We start from the raw sequence: 18,200 nt of genomic DNA on the forward strand, positions 1-18,200 counted from the left end.
CCGCGTGCTGGGTGGACTGGGCGACGTCGTATCCGACTTCGGCTACCGAGCCGGGTGGGCTGCCGTCAAGTATTCGCCGGAGTCGGTGGCGCGCGGCGTCTTCGACGCGGCAGGCACGTTAGCCGGTAAGCGAAACGGGGGACCGGAACAGCTCCGCAAGAATCTCGCGCGCGTCATCGGCACGACACCGGACGATGTTCCGGGCGAGCTCGTCGAAGAGGCGATGCGCTCGTATGCGCGCTACTGGCGCGAGGCGTTCCGGCTGCCGACGACCGACCCGGACGAGATCGTCGCGAGCGTGACGGTCAGCGACCACGACCGGGACCGTCTGGCCGAGTCCGTTCAGTCGGGGCGCGGCGTCGTCATGGCACTGCCGCACTCGGGGAATTGGGACATCGCGGGCGTGTGGCTGGTGAAGACCCACGGTGCGTTCTCGACTGTCGCCGAACGCCTCAAACCGGAGTCGTTGTTCGACCAGTTCGTCGCCTATCGCGAATCGCTCGGCTTCGAAGTGTTCCCGCTCACCGGTGGGGAACAGCCGCCGTTCACGTTGCTCGCGGAACGTCTCCGCGCCGGCGGCCTGGTCTGCCTGATGGCCGACCGCGACCTGTCTGCGAACGGCGTTCCGGTGACCATGTTCGGTCAGAAGACCCGCATTCCGGCCGGATCGGCGAAGCTCGCGATCGAGACCGGAGCAGTCCTGCACGCCGTGCACCACCGGTACGACGGGGTCGGGAAGTCGCATCTGAACTGCGGCACCGTCATCGACACCGCAGGCGGAGTCGGACCGACCGCACAACGTCTCGCCGACACGTTCACCCGGGACATCGCGACCGCACCCGCGGACTGGCACATGCTGCAGCCGCTGTGGGAGGCCGACTGGTCTCCGGAACGTCGGGCCAGGCTCGGAATCGAGTGAGGCACGCGTGAAGATCGGCATGATCTGCCCGTACTCGTTCGACGTGCCGGGCGGAGTCCAAGCACACGTCGTCGAACTTGCCGAAGTGTTCATCGGCCGCGGCCACGAGGTGCGCGTCCTCGCCCCGGCGGGAACGGACGTCGTCCTGCCCGACTACGTCGACTCTGCGGGCCCGGCGCTCGGCATCCCGTACAACGGCTCGGTCTCGCGGGTCACGTTCTCGCCGAAGGCCTACCACCGCCTGCGTCGGTGGATCGCGGTGAACGAGTTCGACGTGCTGCACGTGCACGAACCCAACGCACCGAGCCTGTCGATGCTCTCGTTGATGGTGGCGAGCGGGCCGATCGTCACGACCTTTCACACGGCCACCACGAAATCGATGTGGTTGGCGCTCTTCGACTCGATGCTGCGTCAGTTCCGCGAAAGGATCCGCGGCAAGATCGCTGTCTCCGAGCTCGCCCGACGCTGGCAGATGGAGTCTCTCGGCAACGATGCGGTCGAGATCCCCAACGGGGTGGACGTTGCGTCGTTCGGTCGAGTCCGGCCGCTCGACTGCTATCCGCGTGCCGGACGCACCGTGATGTTCCTCGGCAGGTTCGACGAGCCCCGCAAGGGCGTCGACGTGTTGATGCGCGCGCTGCCGAGCATCGTCGAGGAGTTCCCCGACGTGCAGGTCCTGGTGGTCGGCGGCGGCAACGAGTCTGCTCTGCGTAGACGCGCCGGCGACCTCGCCGGACACCTGAAGTTCCTCGGCATGGTCGACGACGAGACGAAGGCTCGTGCACTGCGCAGCAGCGACGTGTACGTCGCACCGAACCTCGGCGGCGAGAGCTTCGGCATCGTGCTCGTCGAGGCGATGGCCGCGGGCGCCGCTGTGGTCGCCAGCGATCTCGTCGCCTTCTCCCGAGTCCTGGACGGCGGTCGGGCAGGACGCCTGGTGAAGACCGGGTCGCCGACCGCGCTCGCCGACGAGGTCATCACCCTGCTGCGCGACGACGAACTGCGTGCAGATTACGTCGCGCGCGGACACGAACGCGCCGATCTGTACGACTGGTCGCGGGTCGCCGACCAGATCCAGAACGTCTACGACACCGTGACGTTCAACGCGGGTCCCGTGGTGGTGTCGGACTGATGCCATCCGTCGGAGTCACCGCATGACCGCCACAGCCACGACCGTCCTCATCAGCGCCGTAGTCGTCCTCGGTGTCGTCTGGCTCGCCATCCTGTCGGCCACGCGAGCGTCCCGCCTGAATCGCCTCCACATCCGGGTCGACTTGGCGCGTCAAGCATTGTTCGGCGCGTTGGAGCGCCGCGCCGTGGTCGCCCGCGCGATCGCTGCGGCCGAGCCCGAGGCCACGGGGGCCGACGCACTCCTGAGTGCTGCCGACAGTGCAGAGTCCGCCGCCCCGGCGGCCCGCGAGGTAGCCGAGAATCTCCTGTCGGCGGCCATCGCGCACACCGACCCGGCGAACCGCTCGGCCGCACTGACGTCGGAGCTGGCCGAAGCGCAGACGAGAGTCACGATGGCGCGCCGCTTCTACAACGACGCCGTGCGCGACGCGAGGTCGCTCCGCGGTCGACGGATGGTCCGATGGCTGCACCTGGCGGGCCACGCGCTCCAGCCGGACTACTTCGAGATCACCGAACGAGTGACCAGGGGATGAGCCCGTACGTGGCGCACGTCTCGAATCCGACGACCCGCCGTTGGCCGCCTGCGCGGCGATCGGGTTTACTTGATGCGTCAGTCTCACCCGAGACCAGCTCAGATCACTGAGATCCCTGAGACCAAGGAGCACCGCCCGTGACCACTGATCCGCAGAACACTCCGGCAACCGGTACTGCCCGTGTCAAGCGCGGCATGGCCGAAATGCTGAAGGGCGGCGTGATCATGGACGTGGTCACCCCGGAACAGGCCAAGATCGCCGAGGACGCGGGCGCAGTGGCCGTGATGGCGCTTGAGCGGGTTCCCGCCGACATCCGTGCCCAGGGCGGCGTCTCGCGGATGAGCGACCCGGACATGATCGACGGAATCATCGAAGCCGTGTCGGTCCCGGTCATGGCGAAGGCCCGTATCGGCCACTTCGTCGAGGCCCGGATCCTCCAGAGCCTCGGCGTGGACTACGTCGACGAGTCCGAGGTACTGACCCCGGCGGACTTCGAGAACCACATCGACAAGTTCGCGTTCACCGTGCCGTTCGTCTGCGGCGCGACCAACCTCGGCGAAGCGCTCCGCCGCATCAACGAGGGCGCCGCGATGATTCGCTCGAAGGGCGAAGCGGGCACGGGCGACGTCTCGAACGCCACGACTCACATGCGCAAGATCCGCCAGGAGATCCGCCGCCTCACCTCGTTGCCCGAGGACGAGCTGTACGTGGCCGCCAAAGAACTGCAGGCGCCCTACGATCTCGTCGTCGAAGTCGCGAAGGCAGGCAAGCTTCCGGTCACGCTGTTCACCGCGGGCGGCATCGCCACCCCGGCCGACGCCGCGATGATGATGCAGCTCGGCGCCGAGGGCGTGTTCGTGGGTTCGGGCATCTTCAAGTCGGGTAACCCCGCTCAGCGCGCGGCCGCGATCGTCAAGGCGACGACGTTCCACGACGACCCGGACATGCTCGCGAACATCTCGCGCGGTCTCGGCGAAGCGATGGTCGGCATCAACGTCGACGAACTGCCGCAGCCCCACCGGCTCGCGGAACGCGGTTGGTGAACCGAGCAACGACGATCTCGACTAGTCTGTCGTGCATGGTTCGTGCTGCGGCAGCGAGCCGCGAGACACGGCAGGATCGGGTCGCCGAGCGCGGCCGATGAATCTATGGACTCATGAGTCAGGGGCACTCAGGGAGAGGTGAGCATGGACGACTCCGTCATCTTGCGTGACGAGGCGCAGACCGGACGTGATCAGGTCGGCGACGTCACTGTCGACTGGTCGGTGGTCTGCCATGTCGGTCGGGTCCGTGAAGCCAACGAGGACGCCGCGCTGGCCCAGCCGGGCCGCTACCTCGTCGCCGACGGCATGGGGGGACACGACAGTGGCGAGTTGGCGAGCGAAGCCGCGCTCGTGACGCTCGTCGACGCTCCAGTCGGCGAAGACTTCGACACGACCCGCACGGCAGTCGCCGGACTACTCGTGCAGGCGCAGGAGAAGATCGGGTCGTTCACATCGGAGTCCGGCCGTCGAGCGGGAACAACGACGACGGGCGTGCTTCTCGCCGAAGGCGATGACGGCGCGGCGTGGGTCGCATTCAACATCGGCGACTCGCGCACCTACCTGTACTCGCAGGGGGCGCTGACTCAGGTGAGCGTCGACCACTCTCAGGTGCAGGAACTGGTCGAGGCCGGGTATCTGACTCCGGAGCAGGCACGCGTCGACTCCCGCCGCAACGTGATCACTCGGGCCCTCGGGGCGGGCATGGCCGAGCCGATCGCCGACTACTTCGCGTTCGCCGCGGTGCCCGGCGACATCGTGCTGCTCTGCTCGGACGGGCTGGACGGCGAATTGGAGGACTCCGAGATCGCTTCCGTCGTCGAGTCGGCCGACGGCGACGTCGAGCGTGCCGCTGCGGCGCTGGTCGAGGCCGCGCTGGAAAGCGGAGCACATGACAACGTCACAGTCGCCGCACTGACGGTGAGTCGATAACGGTGCAGCCGGCCGGCCACGGCACGACGTTCGTCGAGTTCGTAGGCGAACGGTATCCCGTGGTACCCGGTCAGCCGTTCTACATCGGGCGGGAAGCGACTCTGACGGTCGACGACAATCCGTACCTGCATCGGCGATTCCTGCTCCTGCACGACGAGAACGGCATGTGGTGGTTGACGAATCTCGGCACCCATCTGTCGGCGACGGTGACCGCGGCCGACCTCGGATTCACTGCGACCCTCGGACCCGGTGCACGGATGCCCCTCGTGTTCGGCAGAACGAGCATCGTCTTCAGCGCCGGACCGACGACCTACGAGGTTCAGGTACAGGCCGGTGCGCCCGCGGTCGCTCCGCCGGTCGGCACGACCACCGTCGGCGGCGACACCACGCGCGGCGTACCGAACTTCACGGAAAGCCAGAAACTCGCCGTGCTCGTGCTGGCCGAGGCGATCCTCCGACACGACGGAACCGGTGCCAGCACCCTGCCGAGTTCGGCGAAAGCCGCTGCGCGGCTCGGGTGGTCGCTGACCAAGTTCAACCGCAAACTCGACAACGTCTGCGACAAGCTCGACCTCATCGGTGTCGGTGGGATGCGGGCAGGTGGCGGACGTCTCGCATCGAACCGACGTCTCAAACTCGTCGAATACGCACTGTCCACCGGTCTCATCGGACGCGGCGACCTCCCGATGCTCGACGCCGAGTACGCGCGCAACACCCAGCCTCCCGCGGGCGCCTAGAACCTGTCCTGCTCGCCGCACGCGGTTGCCAGACCAGGTGATCGGCACTGGGGAGACCGTGGGCACCGACCCGCCGACACCTCGGAAAAATGCCTTCTGACCTGCCATTTAACCATGGGTAGTTCTCCCCATCGCGTTATGGTCGCGACCACCATAACGTTCTTCTCATCAGCCCGGTGATCGACCGGTCCCGGGCACCGAGGAAGGGAAGAAAGATGACCGTCGCCGCGATCCACACCGCCCCCGGATACCAGACCGCCACCCGCACAGCAGTCCGCCAGCCAACTGCAGAGGCCCGCCGCCGCGAGGCGCTCGCCCGCCTGAGCTCACGCGTGATGCCACTGCCCGGCCGCCCCGTCTACGTCGAGGCTCCGCTCCGCCGCCGTGGACGTTTGGCTCCGGTCGCCGCCGAGAGCGATCCGATCGGAAGCATCGCTCCCGAACTGCCGCGGCCGACGCTGACCGACCGCGAGGTCGAGGTCCTGCGCACCTGGCTGATGGTCGACTCGAAGCCCGCGTGCGGCGAGGAACTCCACATCTCGCTCGGCACCGTCAACACCCACCTGACGCGGATCCGCGCCAAGTACTCGGACATCGGTCGCCCGGCCTCCACCAAGGCCGCGCTCGTCGCCCGCGCGATTCAGGACGACATCATCGACATCGAAGAGCTGTGACCGTCCTGCGGCGACCGGCCAGGCGTGGAGTCAGCCGTGCCGAATCATGGGGACGTCGAGGGCAACGTCCGGAACGCCGAAGGCATCGACGAGCTGCTCAGCATGCGGACGCAGAGTCCCGCACAGATCGTTGACCCCGCGCCGGACGGCCTTGGCCCGCTCCACCGAGACGTGACGATGCATCAAGTACCAGCCGAGGTCGTCTTCGACGAGTGAATAGACGAACAGATCGCGGACCCGCTTGAGCAGGGTCCGCGTCTGCTTGTCGGTCACCGTGCCGATCACGTCGACGAGGCTCTCCAACACGACACGCTCGATGTGAGCGTCGCCGACCTTGATCAGGTGGTCCTGAGTCGCAGTGAACACCTCTTGAGCGTCGGCGTCGTCGTCCTGCGCGCGGCGCATCCGGTTCGCCGCGGTACGCAGCAGATGGTCTTCGCGGTTGCGGAGAAGTCGGAGCTGCGTTCCCGGGTGGGTGAGGTCGCTGTTCTCCGGGTCCTCGTCGGAGTCGTCGAGCAGCGTCTGCACCACTTGCCGGGCCGCGGTCTTCTCCAAGGCGATGTCCTTGACGGTCGACGCGACGAATCGGATCCAGCCGACCGCGTCCAGATCGCTGATGTCGCCCGCGTACGCGGTGAGAAGCTGCTTCGCGACGAGCTGCCGCAGGATGAGGTTGTCGCCCTCGAACGTCGTGAACACGTCGATGTCGCCGCGCAGCAGGGGAAGTCGGTTCTCGTCGAGGTAACCGGCGCCGCCACAGGCCTCCCGCGCCTCGGAGATCGCTCGAGAGGCGAGCTCGGTGTGTCCGGCCTTGATCGCCGCGGCCTTGACCTCGAGTTTGCGGACCTCGTCGGGGTCGGCGTCGGCCGGGTCGCCGGACTGCAGTTCGTGGAGCTCGGCGACCACCTCGTTCTGCGCGACCGCGAACGCGTATGCACGTGCGACGAGCGGAAGGAGTCGACGCTGGTGGGTGCGGTAGTCGAGGAGGACGAGCTCTTCCTCGCTGTCCGGGGCCGCGAACTGCCTGCGAACCAGGGCATACTTCACTGCGAGAGCCAGCCCGAGTCGGCCCGCGGCGCCTGCTGCGGCGCCGACGGTCACGCGCCCGCGGATCAACGTGCCGAGCATGGTGAAGAACCGTCGGTTCAGCGATTCGATCGGACTCGAGTACGTGCCGTCGGCCGCGACGTCGCCGTAACGGTTGAGCAGGTCTTCTCTCGGGATACGGACGTGGTCGAACACGATCCGGCCGTTGTCGACGCCGGGCAGACCGCCTTTGAGTCCGCAGTCTGAGGTGGTGACGCCCGGAAGGTCGTTGCCGTCGGCGTCGCGGATCGGGACGACGAAGCAGTGCACGCCGTGACCCGTCGGCTCCTCACCGGGGCCCGCGGTGATGAGCTGCGCGAACACCGAGGCGTAGCGCGCGTGCTGGGCGGCGCCGCCGATGAAGTCTTTGCGTGAACTCGGCGTCGGGGAATTGATCTCGAACTCGCCCGACTCGGGCAGGTAGGTCGCGGTGGTCTCCAAGGCCTGGACGTTGGAGCCGTGGCCGGTCTCGGTCATCGCGAAGCAGCCGAGTACGTCCAAGTCGATGAGCCCGCGCACATACTTCTCGTGGTGGCGCTCGGTCCCCAGATTCTCGACGGCGCCGCCGAACAGACCCCACTGGACACCTGCTTTGACCATCAACGACAGGTCGCCGTAGCCGAGCTCCTCGATGGCGGTGACGGCGGCGCCGACGTCGCCGGTCCCGCCGTGCGTGGTGGCGAAACCGTCGGCGGGGAACCCGAGAGGAATCATCGCGTGCATCGCGTCGAGCATGTTCGCGCGGTAGTCGGGAATCGACACGCCCGACTTCGGGACCAGGCCTGCGGCCTGGATCTGGTCGCGAACGACGTCTCGCGTCGCCGCCCAGCGTCCGTCAAGGACGGTACGCAGCTGGGCGGTGACCTCAGCGGCGGACATCTCGGGGATCGGGTCTTCGGGAGTGTCGGTTGTGGGGGCGGAGACCTGCTCACGTTCAGCCATGGAAGCGACACTACCGACGCGTACGACTCCCTGCAGCAGGGCGGACGATGTTCGCGCGGAGCTACTGAGGGATAATGCGAGTTGTGGCAGACATCGAGGACATCCTGGCAGTCGAACGCATCGACGACGACATCTTCCGCAGCAGCGTGTTCGTGAGCTCGCTGCGCCGAACATTCGGCGGGCAGGTCGCCGGACAGGCGTTGGTCGCCGCTACCCGCACCGTCGCTCCCGAGTTCCGCGTGCATTCCCTCCACGGCTACTTCCTGCGTCCCGGCAAACCCGATCAGCCGACGGTGTTCATCGTCGACCGCATCCGGGACGGGAGGTCGTTCGTGACGCGCCGCGTGAACGGAGTGCAGAACGGCGAGACGATCTTCTCGATGTCGGCGTCCTTCCACATTGCGGGCGACGAGGGGATCGAACACCAGGACACGATGCCCGAGGCTCCGGAACCGGAGTCGCTGGTCGACGGCCGAGACATCGAAGGTCCGAACAAGGCGTTGCTCGCGGAGTGGGACAACTTCGACGTCCGCGTGGTTCCCGGGGATCAGCTCGTCACCCACGGCTGGTTCGCGTCGCAGCAGCGCGTGTGGTTCCGCTATCGCAAACCGTTGCCCGACGATCAACTGCTGCACGTCTGCACCCTCGCGTACATGAGCGACATGACGCTGCTGGGCTCGGCGAAGGTCGCCCACCCCGACGCGATGCTGCAGAGCGCGTCGCTCGACCACGCGATGTGGTTCCTGCGGCCGTTCCGCGCCGACGACTGGTTGCTGTACGACCAGACCTCGCCGTCGGCGAGCGGCGCCCGCGCTCTGACTCAGGGCCGGATCTACGACCGCGGCGGTCGCATGGTGGCCGCCGTGACGCAGGAGGGACTCGCTCGGACCGGAGTGCCCGAGACGAAGGCGAGCGTCATCGTGGACCGATCGGCCGGTAACGACGAGACTGCGAAGAACAAGGCCGGGGACAAGTGAGTCCACTGATCGGGGTGCTCGCCCTGCAGGGCGACGTCCGGGAACACACCGAAGGCCTGCGAGCGGCCGGTGCCGACGTCCTGGCCGTCCGCCGGGTGAGCGAACTCGACAGGGTCGACGGACTGGTGATTCCGGGCGGTGAGTCGACGGCCATGAGCAGACTGCTCGGCGTGTTCGACCTCTACGATCCGCTCGTGTCTCGTCTCCGAGAGGGGCTGCCCGCCTACGGGTCGTGCGCCGGCATGATCATGCTGGCCTCGAACATCCTCGACACCCGGCCCGACGCCCGGCACCTCGACGCGCTCGACGTCACGGTCCGCCGCAACGCGTTCGGCAGGCAGGTGGCGTCGTTCGAGACCGATTTGGAGTTCGCAGGAATCACCGACGCGCCCGGAGCCGATCCGATGCGCGCGGTGTTCATCCGGGCCCCGTGGGTCGAGTCCGTCGGCGACGGGGTCGAGGTCCTCGCCACGGTGCCGACCGGACCGGCCGCCGGGCGAGTCGTCGCCGTGCGGCAGGCGAACGTGCTGGCCACGTCGTTTCACCCCGAGGTCACCGGCGATCACCGGGTGCACGGGTACTTCGTCGACCTGGTGCGCGCAGCGTAGAATCTGACAGTCACTCCGCTCGGCCGGTCACGGCGAGCGGGCGTAAACCGAAGGGATCACCACCATGAGCGGCCACTCCAAATGGGCCACCACCAAGCATAAGAAGGCGGTCATCGACGCCAAGCGCGGCAAGATGTTCGCCAAGCTGATCAAGAACATCGAGGTGGCCGCCCGCACGGGTGGTGGTGATCCGGCAGGCAACCCGACGCTCTTCGACGCGATCCAGAAGGCCAAGAAGTCGTCGGTGCCCAACGACAACATCGAACGCGCCCGCAAACGCGGCGGCGGCGAAGAAGGCGGCGGCGCCGACTGGCAGACGATCATGTACGAGGGCTACGGGCCCAACGGTGTGGCCGTCCTCATCGAGTGCGTCACCGACAATCGCAACCGCGCAGCAGGCGAGGTCCGCACCGCGATGACCCGCAACGGCGGCAACATGGCCGATCCGGGTTCGGTGTCGTACCTGTTCACTCGCAAGGGCGTCGTCACGATGGAGAAGGCCGGGCAGAGCGAGGAGGACGTCCTCATGGCCGTGCTCGACGCGGGAGCCGAGGACGTCTCCGACCTCGGCGAGACCTTCGAGATCGTGAGCGAGCCGGGCGACCTCATCGCCGTGCGCACCGCGTTGCAAGAGGCCGGGATGGACTACGACTCGGCGGAGCCCGACTTCCGTGCCTCGGTCGAGGTCGCCGTGGACGCCGACGGCGCACGCAAGGTGTTCAAGCTGATCGACGCACTCGAAGACTCCGACGACGTGCAGAACGTCTACAGCAACGTCGACCTGACCGACGAGGTGCTCGCCGAGCTCGAAGACGACTGATACGATATCGAACAAACGTTCGCTGCGGCAGGCGCGGCGCGGTTGCTGGGAGGTCGGTACTCGGTGCGAGTGATGGGGGTCGATCCCGGCCTCACCCGGTGCGGCGTCGCGTTGGTGGAGTCGGGGAGCGGACGTAAGGTCACGGCGCTCGACGTCGACGTGGTCCGCACCCCGTCCGATATGGATCTCGCCGAGCGACTCCTGGCGATCCACCGTGCTGTCGAACACTGGCTCGACACCCACCATCCCGACGTGGTGGCTGTCGAGCGCGTGTTCGCGCAACGGCAGGTGAGTACGGCGATGGGCACTGCGCAGGCGGCAGGCGTCGTCGCCCTCGCCGCAGCCCAACGTGGCATCCCCGTGCGTTTTCATACCCCGTCCGAGGTGAAGGCTGCGGTGACCGGCTCTGGCCGGGCCGATAAGGCGCAGGTCACCCTGATGATCACCCGTATCCTCGGCATGCAGAAGCCGCCGAAGCCTGCGGATGCCGCGGACGCGTTGGCGCTCGCCGTCTGCCATTGCTGGCGCGGTCCGGTCAACGAGCGGATGGAAGCGGCAGCTGCGCAGGCGAAGGCCGCGCAGGACCGTCATCGTGCACGCGTCAAGGCGGCACAGGAGGAGGCTGCGGCACGATGATCGCGTCCGTGTCCGGAGAAGTCGTCGACATCGCACTCGACCACGCCGTCGTCGAATGCGCCGGTGTCGGATATCGCGTGCTCGCGACCCCGCCGACGCTGGGTCGCCTGGTTCGCGGCGAACACACCAGACTGCTCACCTCGATGATCGTGCGCGAGGACTCGATGACGCTCTACGGCTTCACCGACCCGGACGCTCGCGCACTGTTCGGGCTGTTGCAGACGGTCACCGGCGTCGGACCACGTCTGGCGATGGCGACGCTCGCCGTCCTGGAACCGGACAGTCTGCGTCGTGCGCTCGCGGAATCGGACGCCAAGGCGTTGACCGCCGTGCCGGGCATCGGAAAACGCGTCGCCGAGCGCCTCGTGGTGGAGCTGCGCGACAAGGTCGACGCAGGCCCGGTCGGCTCGACGGTGTCCGGTGCACCCGCGGTCGGCGTCGGCGGACAGGTGACCGAGGCTCTGATCGGGCTCGGGTTCACCGAGAACGCGGCGCAGCAAGCGGTGGCGGCGGTGTTGGCGCACCAGCCCGACGCAGACTCGTCGACCTTGTTGCGCACTGCACTCGCCGGACTCGGACCTCGACGATGACCGATGCCTTCGGCGGAACGTCAGACGATTTCTTGTCGCCGGACGCCGTGCCGGCCGACCGCGACCTCGACGCGAGCCTGCGGCCGAGCACCCTCGGCGACTTCATCGGCCAGCCGAAAGTCCGCGAACAGCTCGAACTGGTGCTGCACGCGGCCCGGGCCCGCGGGAGCACGCCCGACCACATTCTGCTGTCGGGTCCGCCCGGACTGGGCAAGACCTCGCTCGCCATGATCATCGCGAGCGAGATGGGGGCGGCCATCCGAATCACCTCAGGGCCGGCTTTGGAGCGGGCAGGCGATCTGGCTGCGATGCTCTCGAACCTCGTCGAGGGCGACGTGCTGTTCATCGACGAGATCCATCGGATCGCGCGGCCCGCCGAGGAGATGCTGTACCTGGCGATGGAGGACTTCCGCGTCGATGTGATCGTCGGCAAGGGGCCGGGCGCGACGTCCATCCCACTCGAAGTCGCACCGTTCACCCTGGTCGGCGCCACGACCAGGTCGGGCGCGCTCACCGGTCCGCTGCGCGACCGGTTCGGTTTCACCGCCCACATGGAGTTCTACGAGCCTGCCGAATTGGTGCGGGTGCTCGTGCGGTCGGCGACGATCCTCGGCATCGACATGGATGCGGAGGCCGCGGCCGAGGTCGCGGGACGTTCGCGCGGAACCCCGCGTATCGCGAACCGCCTGCTGCGTCGGGTCCGTGACTACGCGGAGGTCCGGGGCGATGGCCGGGTCGACGTCGAGGCTGCTCGTGCGGCATTGGCCGTCTACGACGTGGACGAACTCGGACTGGACCGTCTCGACCGCGCGGTACTCGGCGCACTCGTCCGAGGTTTCGGCGGGGGACCGGTCGGCGTGTCGACCCTCGCCGTCGCGGTCGGCGAGGAACCGGCCACCGTCGAAGAGGTGTGCGAGCCGTTTCTGGTCCGTGCGGGGATGATCGCTCGGACACCGCGTGGCCGCGTGGCGACCGGAGCGGCCTGGAATCACCTGGGTCTGCAGGCTCCGCCGGATGCCATCGACCAGGTTCACGGCGTGCGTGCACGCGAGGAGACACTGTTCGACTGAGTACGGTGCAGGCCCTCGGCCTGCTCAGCGACATGTCACCGCGGAGTCGGTGGTGCGGTCCTCGCCTCACTCGGCGTGTGCGCTGCACAGTGCGAGCGCCGGGCCTGGCACACTGGAGCGCATGTCATCCTCATTGATCATCCCGCTGATGCTGGCTGCGATGGCCGTGTTCATGTTCGTGAGCGTCCGCAACCAGAAGAAGCGCGCAGCGGCGGCCGCAGACATGCAGTCCTCCGTCGGACCCGGCACCCGCGTCCAACTCCAGTCCGGCCTGTTCGGCACCGTGGTGGACTCCTCCGACGGCGACGTCGTGCAGATCGAGATCGCACCGGGCGTCGTGACCGAATGGAACCGTCTCGCGATCCGGGAGACGGTCGCCGATCCGTCGACCGAGGCCGCCCTCGACGAGAGCTCCGCCGACGACTTCCACGTGCCGGACAGCCTCGAAGGCCTCGACTCGGGTGAGTCGGCGGCCGGCGGCTCGACCTCCGGAAAGCCGAACCTCGACAAGTCGTCCGGTGACGAGTCCGGTGACGATAAGCCCGAAGAGAAGTAGGCCGCCGCAACGTGAGCAGTAACAACCCACTCACCGCGCGACGCACCGCACAGCGAGAGACTTCCCCCTGGGTTCCGATCCTGGGCTTTCTCGCCGTGCTCGTCGCGATCTTCGCGATCGTCTTCGGAACCGGAGACCATAAGGCGGAGCCGAAGCTCGGCATCGACCTGCAGGGCGGTACCCGAGTCGTCCTGACCGCGCGTACCGAGAACGGCAAGGCCCCGGAGAAGAGTCAGCTCGACCTGGCCCGCCAGATCATCGAGCAGCGCGTCAACGGGCTCGGCGTCGGTGGGTCCGAGGTCGTCGTCAACGGCAGCACCCTGGTCATCACCGTGCCTGGTGACGATGGCAAACAGGCCCGTTCTCTCGGTCAGACTGCGCGTCTGTACATCCGCCCGGTCGTGACACAGACGCCCGCGACGCCGCAGAAGGCCGACCCGAACGCCAAGAAGGTGTCCCAGATGACGCCGGAGGAGCAGACGGCAGCCATCGACGCTGCGCGCAAGGCGCGACAGGCTCCCGCGGGAGCCGACGAAGCCCAGATGCAGCGACTGCAGGCCGAGATGGCGAAGGTGAACTGTTCGCCGGACGCCGTCGATCCGCTCGTCGGCTACGACCGGCCCGACCAGTATCTCGTCGCCTGCGGTGACAAGGACGGGCAGGTGTACCTGCTCGAGCCGATGATCATCAGGGGCACCGACGTCGATCAGGCGAAGGCACAGCAGAACGAGAGCGGCCAATGGGTCGTGGCCGTCGACTACAAGGGCGACGGCAAGAAGACGTGGGCCGACTACACCGGAAAGAACGTCGGCAAGACGACGGCGACGGTGCTGGACACCCAGGTCGTGAGCGCCGCGACCATCAACTCGGCGATCATCGGCACCACCGAGATCTCCGGCGACTTCACGCAGGGCGAAGCTCAAGAACTCGCGAACGCGCTCCAGTACGGTTCGCTGCCGTTGTCGTTCGAGACGTCCGACGCGCAGACCGTGTCGGCGACGCTCGGCCTCTCCTCGTTGAAGGCCGGACTGATCGCAGGCGCCGTGGGGCTGCTCGCCGTGCTGCTGTACGCGCTGCTGTACTACCGGATGCTCGGATTCTTGACGTTCCTGTCGCTGATCCTCGCCTCGGCGATGGTCTACGGGTTGATCGTCCTGCTCGGCCGGTGGATCGGGTTCACGCTCGACCTCTCGGGCATCGCGGGTCTGATCATCGGCATCGGTATGACCGCCGACTCGTTCGTCGTCTACTTCGAGCGAATAAAGGACGAGATGCGTGAAGGCAGATCGTTCCGGTCCGCCGTCAACCGCGGTTGGCAGAGTGCCCGCCGCACGGTCTGGACCGGTAACGCTGTCAGCTTCATCGCCGCCGCGATCATCTACTTCCTCGCGGTCGGCCAGGTCAAGGGCTTCGCGTTCACGTTGGGCCTGACCACCATCATCGACGTCGTGATCGTGTTCCTGGTGACGCATCCGATGGTCGTGCTGGCGAGCCGGACAGCCTTCCTGTCGAAACCGAGCATCAACGGTCTGGGCGCTGTCTCGGAAGTCGCGCGTAGACGCCGCACTTCCGCGGGTACGCGGTCGGGCGCGGGAGAGGACACGCTGTGAGCGACGAGAAGCCAACTACAGTCTGGGCCGACGAGGACTACGTCGCCGCCGAGAACCGCTCGTTCCTGTCCCGCCTCTACACGGGCACAGGCGCCTTCGACATCGTCGGCAGGCGCAAGACGTGGTACACGGTCTCGGCCGTGATCATGCTGATCTGCATCCTGTCGATGGTCTTCCGCGGTTTCACGCCCGGCATCGACTTCGAGGGCGGCACCCAGGTGTCGTTGCCTGCGGTCTCGTCGTCGATCACCACCGACTCGGTGAGCAAGGTGTTCGCCGACACGCTCGGTCAGGAACCGGAATCGGTGCAGACGGCAGGCGCGGGCAGTTCCGCGACCATTCAGCTGCGCACCGAGACCATGTCGGCGGAGGATGCGGGCAAACTGGCGCATGCGCTGGCTGACACGTTCAAACCCGAGCTGACGCTCGCCGACGTCAGCAGTTCTGACGTGAGTTCCACGTGGGGCGCGGAGATCACCCGCAAAATGGTGATCGCGCTCCTGGTGTTCCTCGTCGTGGTGTTCATCTACATCGCGGTCCGCTTCGACCGAGAGATGTCCGCTGCGGCGCTCGTCTCACTCCTGTTCGACGTCGTCGTCACTGCAGGTGCGTACTCCCTGGTCGGTTGGGAGGTGACTCCGGCGATGGTGATCGGTCTGCTGACCGTGCTCGGCTTCTCCGTCTACGACACGGTCGTGGTCTTCGACAAGGTGGAGGAGAACACCAGATCGGTGTTCGCGACCTCCCGTCGCACCTACGGTGAACAGACGAACCTCGCCGTCAACCAGACGTTGATGCGGTCCATCAACACGACTGTCATCTCGGTGCTGCCGATCATCGCTCTCATGGTGATCGCGGTGTGGATGCTCGGGGTCGGCACCCTCAAGGACCTCGCGTTGATCCAGTTGGTGGGCGTCGTCGTCGGCACCTATTCGTCGGTGTTCCTCGCATCGCCGATGCTGGTGTCGCTCAAGGAACGTCGCAAGGACGTCAAACGTCACACGGCGAAGGTGCTCGCGCGCCGAGAGAAGGTGGCGAGCGCATGAGCGGGTCGCGGCTGCGAAGGGTCGCAGCACTCGCGGCGGCCCTCGCGGCCGCGGGCACGATGCTGGTGGCGTGCGGTGACGACGAGAAGGGGTCGAGCATCGACTACCTGATCGATGCGCGCGTCTCCGACTACAACGTGAACACTCCGGACGGATACGCCGAAGGCGGCCTGATGGCGTTGACGCGCGTGCTGCCCGGATTCTCGTTCATCGGGCCGGACGGGCAGATCGTCGCCGACCGCGACATCGGCACGGCGACGCTCACCGAGACGTCGCCGATGACCGTGCGCTACGACTTCAACCGGGACGCGGTGTACTCCGACGGCCGACCGATGGTGTGCGACGACCTCGTGCTCGCCGCCTCCGCGCTCGGCGGGATGACGCGCGGCTTCGACGCCGCGACCCGGGCCGGGTATCGCGACATCGACAAGGTGGACTGCAGACCCGGAGCCAAGACCGCGACGGTGACGTTCGACAAGGACAGCTCGTACCGCGAATGGCGGGCTCTGTTCGGCGCGGGCACCCTGCTGCCCGCGCACGTCGTGGGTCGTCTCGCGGGCGTGCCGGACGTCGTCGGGACGCTGAACGGCAAGAACCGTCGCGCGATCGCGAAGATCGCCGACGCGTGGAACACCGGCTTCGCGTTGAAACCCGGCGACGAGATCGACCCCGAGAAGTTCGTGGCCTCCGGGCCGTACCGAGTCGAGAGCTACACCACGGACCGCGGTCTGCGGCTCGTCGCCAACGAGAAGTGGTGGGGCCAGAAGCCCGTCCTGGGCGACGTGACGGTGTGGCCACTCGGCACCGACGGAGCCAAGGCGGTTGAGGACGGCGTCGTCGACGTCGCGGACACCGCCGACGTCGCCGAAGCCGACAAGGTGGCCGGGAACGAAGCCGCGCCCACCGACACGGACCGAAGCGCGGCACGCGACGTACGGCCGCTCGCCGTGACGAACCTGGTCTTCGCGCGGACCGGCACCGGTTCCGACGTCAAGGTCCGGCAGGCGCTGGCCACCTGCATGCCGCGCAGCCGACTCGCTCGTGACCACGGATCGAACGGGATCGTGTGGAGTCTGCGCAGCGCAGGACCCGCCGACTCGCTCGGACCGTCGTTGAACGTGCAGTTCGGTCGCCGCTACCCGCGGTCGAACGTCGCCCGCGCCCGCACGCTCCTCGAGGAGCGGAACTCCGGCGACGGCGGCAGCGGAAAGCCCGTCGTCCGCATCGGCTACCCGGCGGGCAGCAAGACGTCGGCCGCCGTCGTGAAGTCGATCTCGGATGCCTGCGCGCCCGCAGGCCTCACGGTGAAAGACGTGTCGTCACCGGACTTCTCTGTGACGGACCTCGGCAAGGGCGCCGACGCGCTCCTGTCCTCCGGCGACACGTTCGCGGCCTCGGGCACGGCAAGCGGTATCCCGGCCGTCTACGCGCTGTACCCCGGCGACCCGCTCAATCTGTCCGGGTACCGCAACGGCGCGGTCGGCAAGGCCATCACCGGCTTGTCCGAGACCGCCAGCGACAGCGCCCGCCTGCCGCTGTTGCGAACGATCGACACCCAGGCGTGGGATCAGTTGCCGACGATCCCGCTCTACGGCGCAGTCCGCGGGCGGGAGGCGTCTGACGCGGTGCAACGCGTGGTGCCCGGCATGGGGCGTTCGGGAACCGGATGGAACATGGATCGATGGGGAGTCACCGGATGAGTGCAGGAACCGCAACCGCCGAGGTGCGCGACCGACTGGAGTCGGCTCGGGCGGCGATCGACGCACATGCCCGTCTCGTGCCCGACTTTCCCGAACCCGGTGTGGAGTTCAAAGACCTGACGCCGGTCCTCGCCGCGCCGGACGGGCTCCGGACGGTAACGACGGCACTGGCCGACGCGTGCGCAGGAGCCGATCTGATCGCAGGCATCGATGCCCGCGGGTTCCTGCTCGGCGGCGCGATCGCCCACCACCTCGGCATCGGGGTCGTCGCCGTGCGCAAGGGCGGCAAGCTGCCTCCACCGGTCATCGGCGTCGACTACGACCTCGAGTACGGTTCGGCCCGACTGGAGGTGCCCGCATCCGGTATCGATTTCGCCGGGCGACGCGTGGCGGTCGTCGACGACGTCCTCGCGACCGGTGGAACTCTCTGCGCCACACTCGATCTGCTTCGTCAGATGGGTGCTCTGGTGTCCGACGTCGCGGTCGTGATGGAACTGAGCGGTTTCCCGGGGCGCGCTCGCATCGAGGCCGCGGGCGGCGGCGACCTGCGCGTGCACAACCTCTGTCAAGGGTGATATGAATCACCGTCGAC

At 67.5% G+C, this 18,200-nt stretch carries 19 protein-coding genes; 18 read left to right on the forward strand and 1 reads right to left on the reverse strand.

Annotated features, from left to right (window positions below):
• Positions 1 to 7: 7 nt before the first annotated feature.
• The 7 genes from L5G32_RS05505 to L5G32_RS05535 all read left to right on the forward strand — a co-directional run bounded on the left by L5G32_RS05505 (position 8) and on the right by L5G32_RS05535 (position 5,967).
• A complete protein-coding gene (locus L5G32_RS05505; RefSeq protein WP_237010242.1) occupies positions 8 to 919 on the forward strand; it encodes a phosphatidylinositol mannoside acyltransferase in 912 nt (303 codons plus the stop codon).
• 7 nt (positions 920 to 926) lie between these two features.
• Entirely contained in the window at positions 927 to 2,051 is a 1,125-nt protein-coding gene (locus tag L5G32_RS05510) for a glycosyltransferase family 4 protein (RefSeq protein ID WP_237010014.1), read from the forward strand.
• Between the two features lie 22 nt (positions 2,052 to 2,073).
• A complete protein-coding gene (locus tag L5G32_RS05515; RefSeq protein WP_237010015.1) occupies positions 2,074 to 2,583 on the forward strand; it encodes a LemA family protein in 510 nt (169 codons plus the stop codon).
• 137 nt (positions 2,584 to 2,720) lie between these two features.
• The gene (gene pdxS, locus L5G32_RS05520; protein ID WP_308192015.1) at positions 2,721 to 3,626 is read left to right on the forward strand and encodes a pyridoxal 5'-phosphate synthase lyase subunit PdxS; all 906 of its coding nucleotides are present in this window, start codon (positions 2,721 to 2,723) and stop codon (positions 3,624 to 3,626) included.
• Positions 3,627 to 3,770: 144 nt separating this feature from the next.
• Entirely contained in the window at positions 3,771 to 4,556 is a 786-nt protein-coding gene (locus L5G32_RS05525; RefSeq protein WP_237010016.1) for a PP2C family protein-serine/threonine phosphatase, read from the forward strand.
• Entirely contained in the window at positions 4,553 to 5,293 is a 741-nt protein-coding gene (locus tag L5G32_RS05530; protein ID WP_237010244.1) for a hypothetical protein, read from the forward strand. Before L5G32_RS05525 ends, L5G32_RS05530 begins: the two co-directional genes overlap by 4 nt.
• Positions 5,294 to 5,508: 215 nt before the next feature.
• Positions 5,509 to 5,967 (forward strand): helix-turn-helix transcriptional regulator, encoded by a 459-nt coding sequence (locus tag L5G32_RS05535; RefSeq protein WP_237010017.1) that lies wholly within the window; start codon positions 5,509 to 5,511, stop codon positions 5,965 to 5,967.
• A 30-nt stretch (positions 5,968 to 5,997) separates the two neighbouring features.
• Here the strand turns inward: L5G32_RS05535 and L5G32_RS05540 are convergent, their stop codons facing one another.
• Positions 5,998 to 7,932, reverse strand: a complete 1,935-nt coding sequence (locus L5G32_RS05540) for an acyl-CoA dehydrogenase family protein (RefSeq protein ID WP_237010245.1) — start codon at positions 7,930 to 7,932, stop codon at positions 5,998 to 6,000.
• Between the two features lie 146 nt (positions 7,933 to 8,078).
• On the opposite strand from L5G32_RS05540, the gene L5G32_RS05545 reads away from it, so the two are divergent.
• The 11 genes from L5G32_RS05545 to L5G32_RS05595 all read left to right on the forward strand — a co-directional run bounded on the left by L5G32_RS05545 (position 8,079) and on the right by L5G32_RS05595 (position 18,183).
• Positions 8,079 to 8,972, forward strand: coding sequence for an acyl-CoA thioesterase (locus L5G32_RS05545; RefSeq protein WP_237010246.1), 894 nt, complete (start codon positions 8,079 to 8,081; stop codon positions 8,970 to 8,972).
• Positions 8,969 to 9,580, forward strand: coding sequence for a pyridoxal 5'-phosphate synthase glutaminase subunit PdxT (gene pdxT, locus L5G32_RS05550; protein WP_237010018.1), 612 nt, complete (start codon positions 8,969 to 8,971; stop codon positions 9,578 to 9,580). The genes L5G32_RS05545 and pdxT overlap by 4 nt, the downstream gene beginning before the upstream one ends.
• 64 nt (positions 9,581 to 9,644) lie before the next feature.
• Positions 9,645 to 10,400, forward strand: coding sequence for a YebC/PmpR family DNA-binding transcriptional regulator (locus L5G32_RS05555; protein ID WP_237010019.1), 756 nt, complete (start codon positions 9,645 to 9,647; stop codon positions 10,398 to 10,400).
• Positions 10,401 to 10,463: 63 nt separating this feature from the next.
• On the forward strand, positions 10,464 to 11,036 hold the full coding sequence (gene ruvC / locus L5G32_RS05560; protein ID WP_237010020.1) for a crossover junction endodeoxyribonuclease RuvC: 573 nt from the start codon (positions 10,464 to 10,466) through the stop codon (positions 11,034 to 11,036).
• Entirely contained in the window at positions 11,033 to 11,626 is a 594-nt protein-coding gene (gene ruvA, locus L5G32_RS05565; protein WP_237010021.1) for a Holliday junction branch migration protein RuvA, read from the forward strand. The genes ruvC and ruvA overlap by 4 nt, the downstream gene beginning before the upstream one ends.
• Positions 11,623 to 12,696: a Holliday junction branch migration DNA helicase RuvB gene (gene ruvB, locus L5G32_RS05570; protein WP_237010022.1), complete on the forward strand. Its 1,074-nt coding sequence runs from the start codon at positions 11,623 to 11,625 to the stop codon at positions 12,694 to 12,696. The genes ruvA and ruvB overlap by 4 nt, the downstream gene beginning before the upstream one ends.
• A 121-nt stretch (positions 12,697 to 12,817) precedes the next feature.
• Positions 12,818 to 13,252, forward strand: coding sequence for a preprotein translocase subunit YajC (yajC, locus tag L5G32_RS05575; protein WP_237010023.1), 435 nt, complete (start codon positions 12,818 to 12,820; stop codon positions 13,250 to 13,252).
• A gap of 11 nt (positions 13,253 to 13,263) precedes the next feature.
• Positions 13,264 to 14,862 (forward strand): protein translocase subunit SecD, encoded by a 1,599-nt coding sequence (secD, locus tag L5G32_RS05580; protein ID WP_237010024.1) that lies wholly within the window; start codon positions 13,264 to 13,266, stop codon positions 14,860 to 14,862.
• Positions 14,859 to 15,908, forward strand: coding sequence for a protein translocase subunit SecF (gene secF, locus L5G32_RS05585; RefSeq protein WP_237010025.1), 1,050 nt, complete (start codon positions 14,859 to 14,861; stop codon positions 15,906 to 15,908). The genes secD and secF overlap by 4 nt, the downstream gene beginning before the upstream one ends.
• Positions 15,905 to 17,608: an ABC transporter substrate-binding protein gene (locus L5G32_RS05590; RefSeq protein ID WP_237010026.1), complete on the forward strand. Its 1,704-nt coding sequence runs from the start codon at positions 15,905 to 15,907 to the stop codon at positions 17,606 to 17,608. Before secF ends, L5G32_RS05590 begins: the two co-directional genes overlap by 4 nt.
• Complete coding sequence (locus L5G32_RS05595; RefSeq protein WP_237010027.1) at positions 17,605 to 18,183, forward strand: adenine phosphoribosyltransferase; 579 nt, start codon at positions 17,605 to 17,607, stop codon at positions 18,181 to 18,183. Before L5G32_RS05590 ends, L5G32_RS05595 begins: the two co-directional genes overlap by 4 nt.
• Positions 18,184 to 18,200 lie beyond the last annotated feature (17 nt).

The sequence above is a fragment of the Gordonia zhenghanii genome (genome assembly GCF_021738965.1).
Taxonomy (GTDB): domain Bacteria; phylum Actinomycetota; class Actinomycetes; order Mycobacteriales; family Mycobacteriaceae; genus Gordonia; species Gordonia zhenghanii.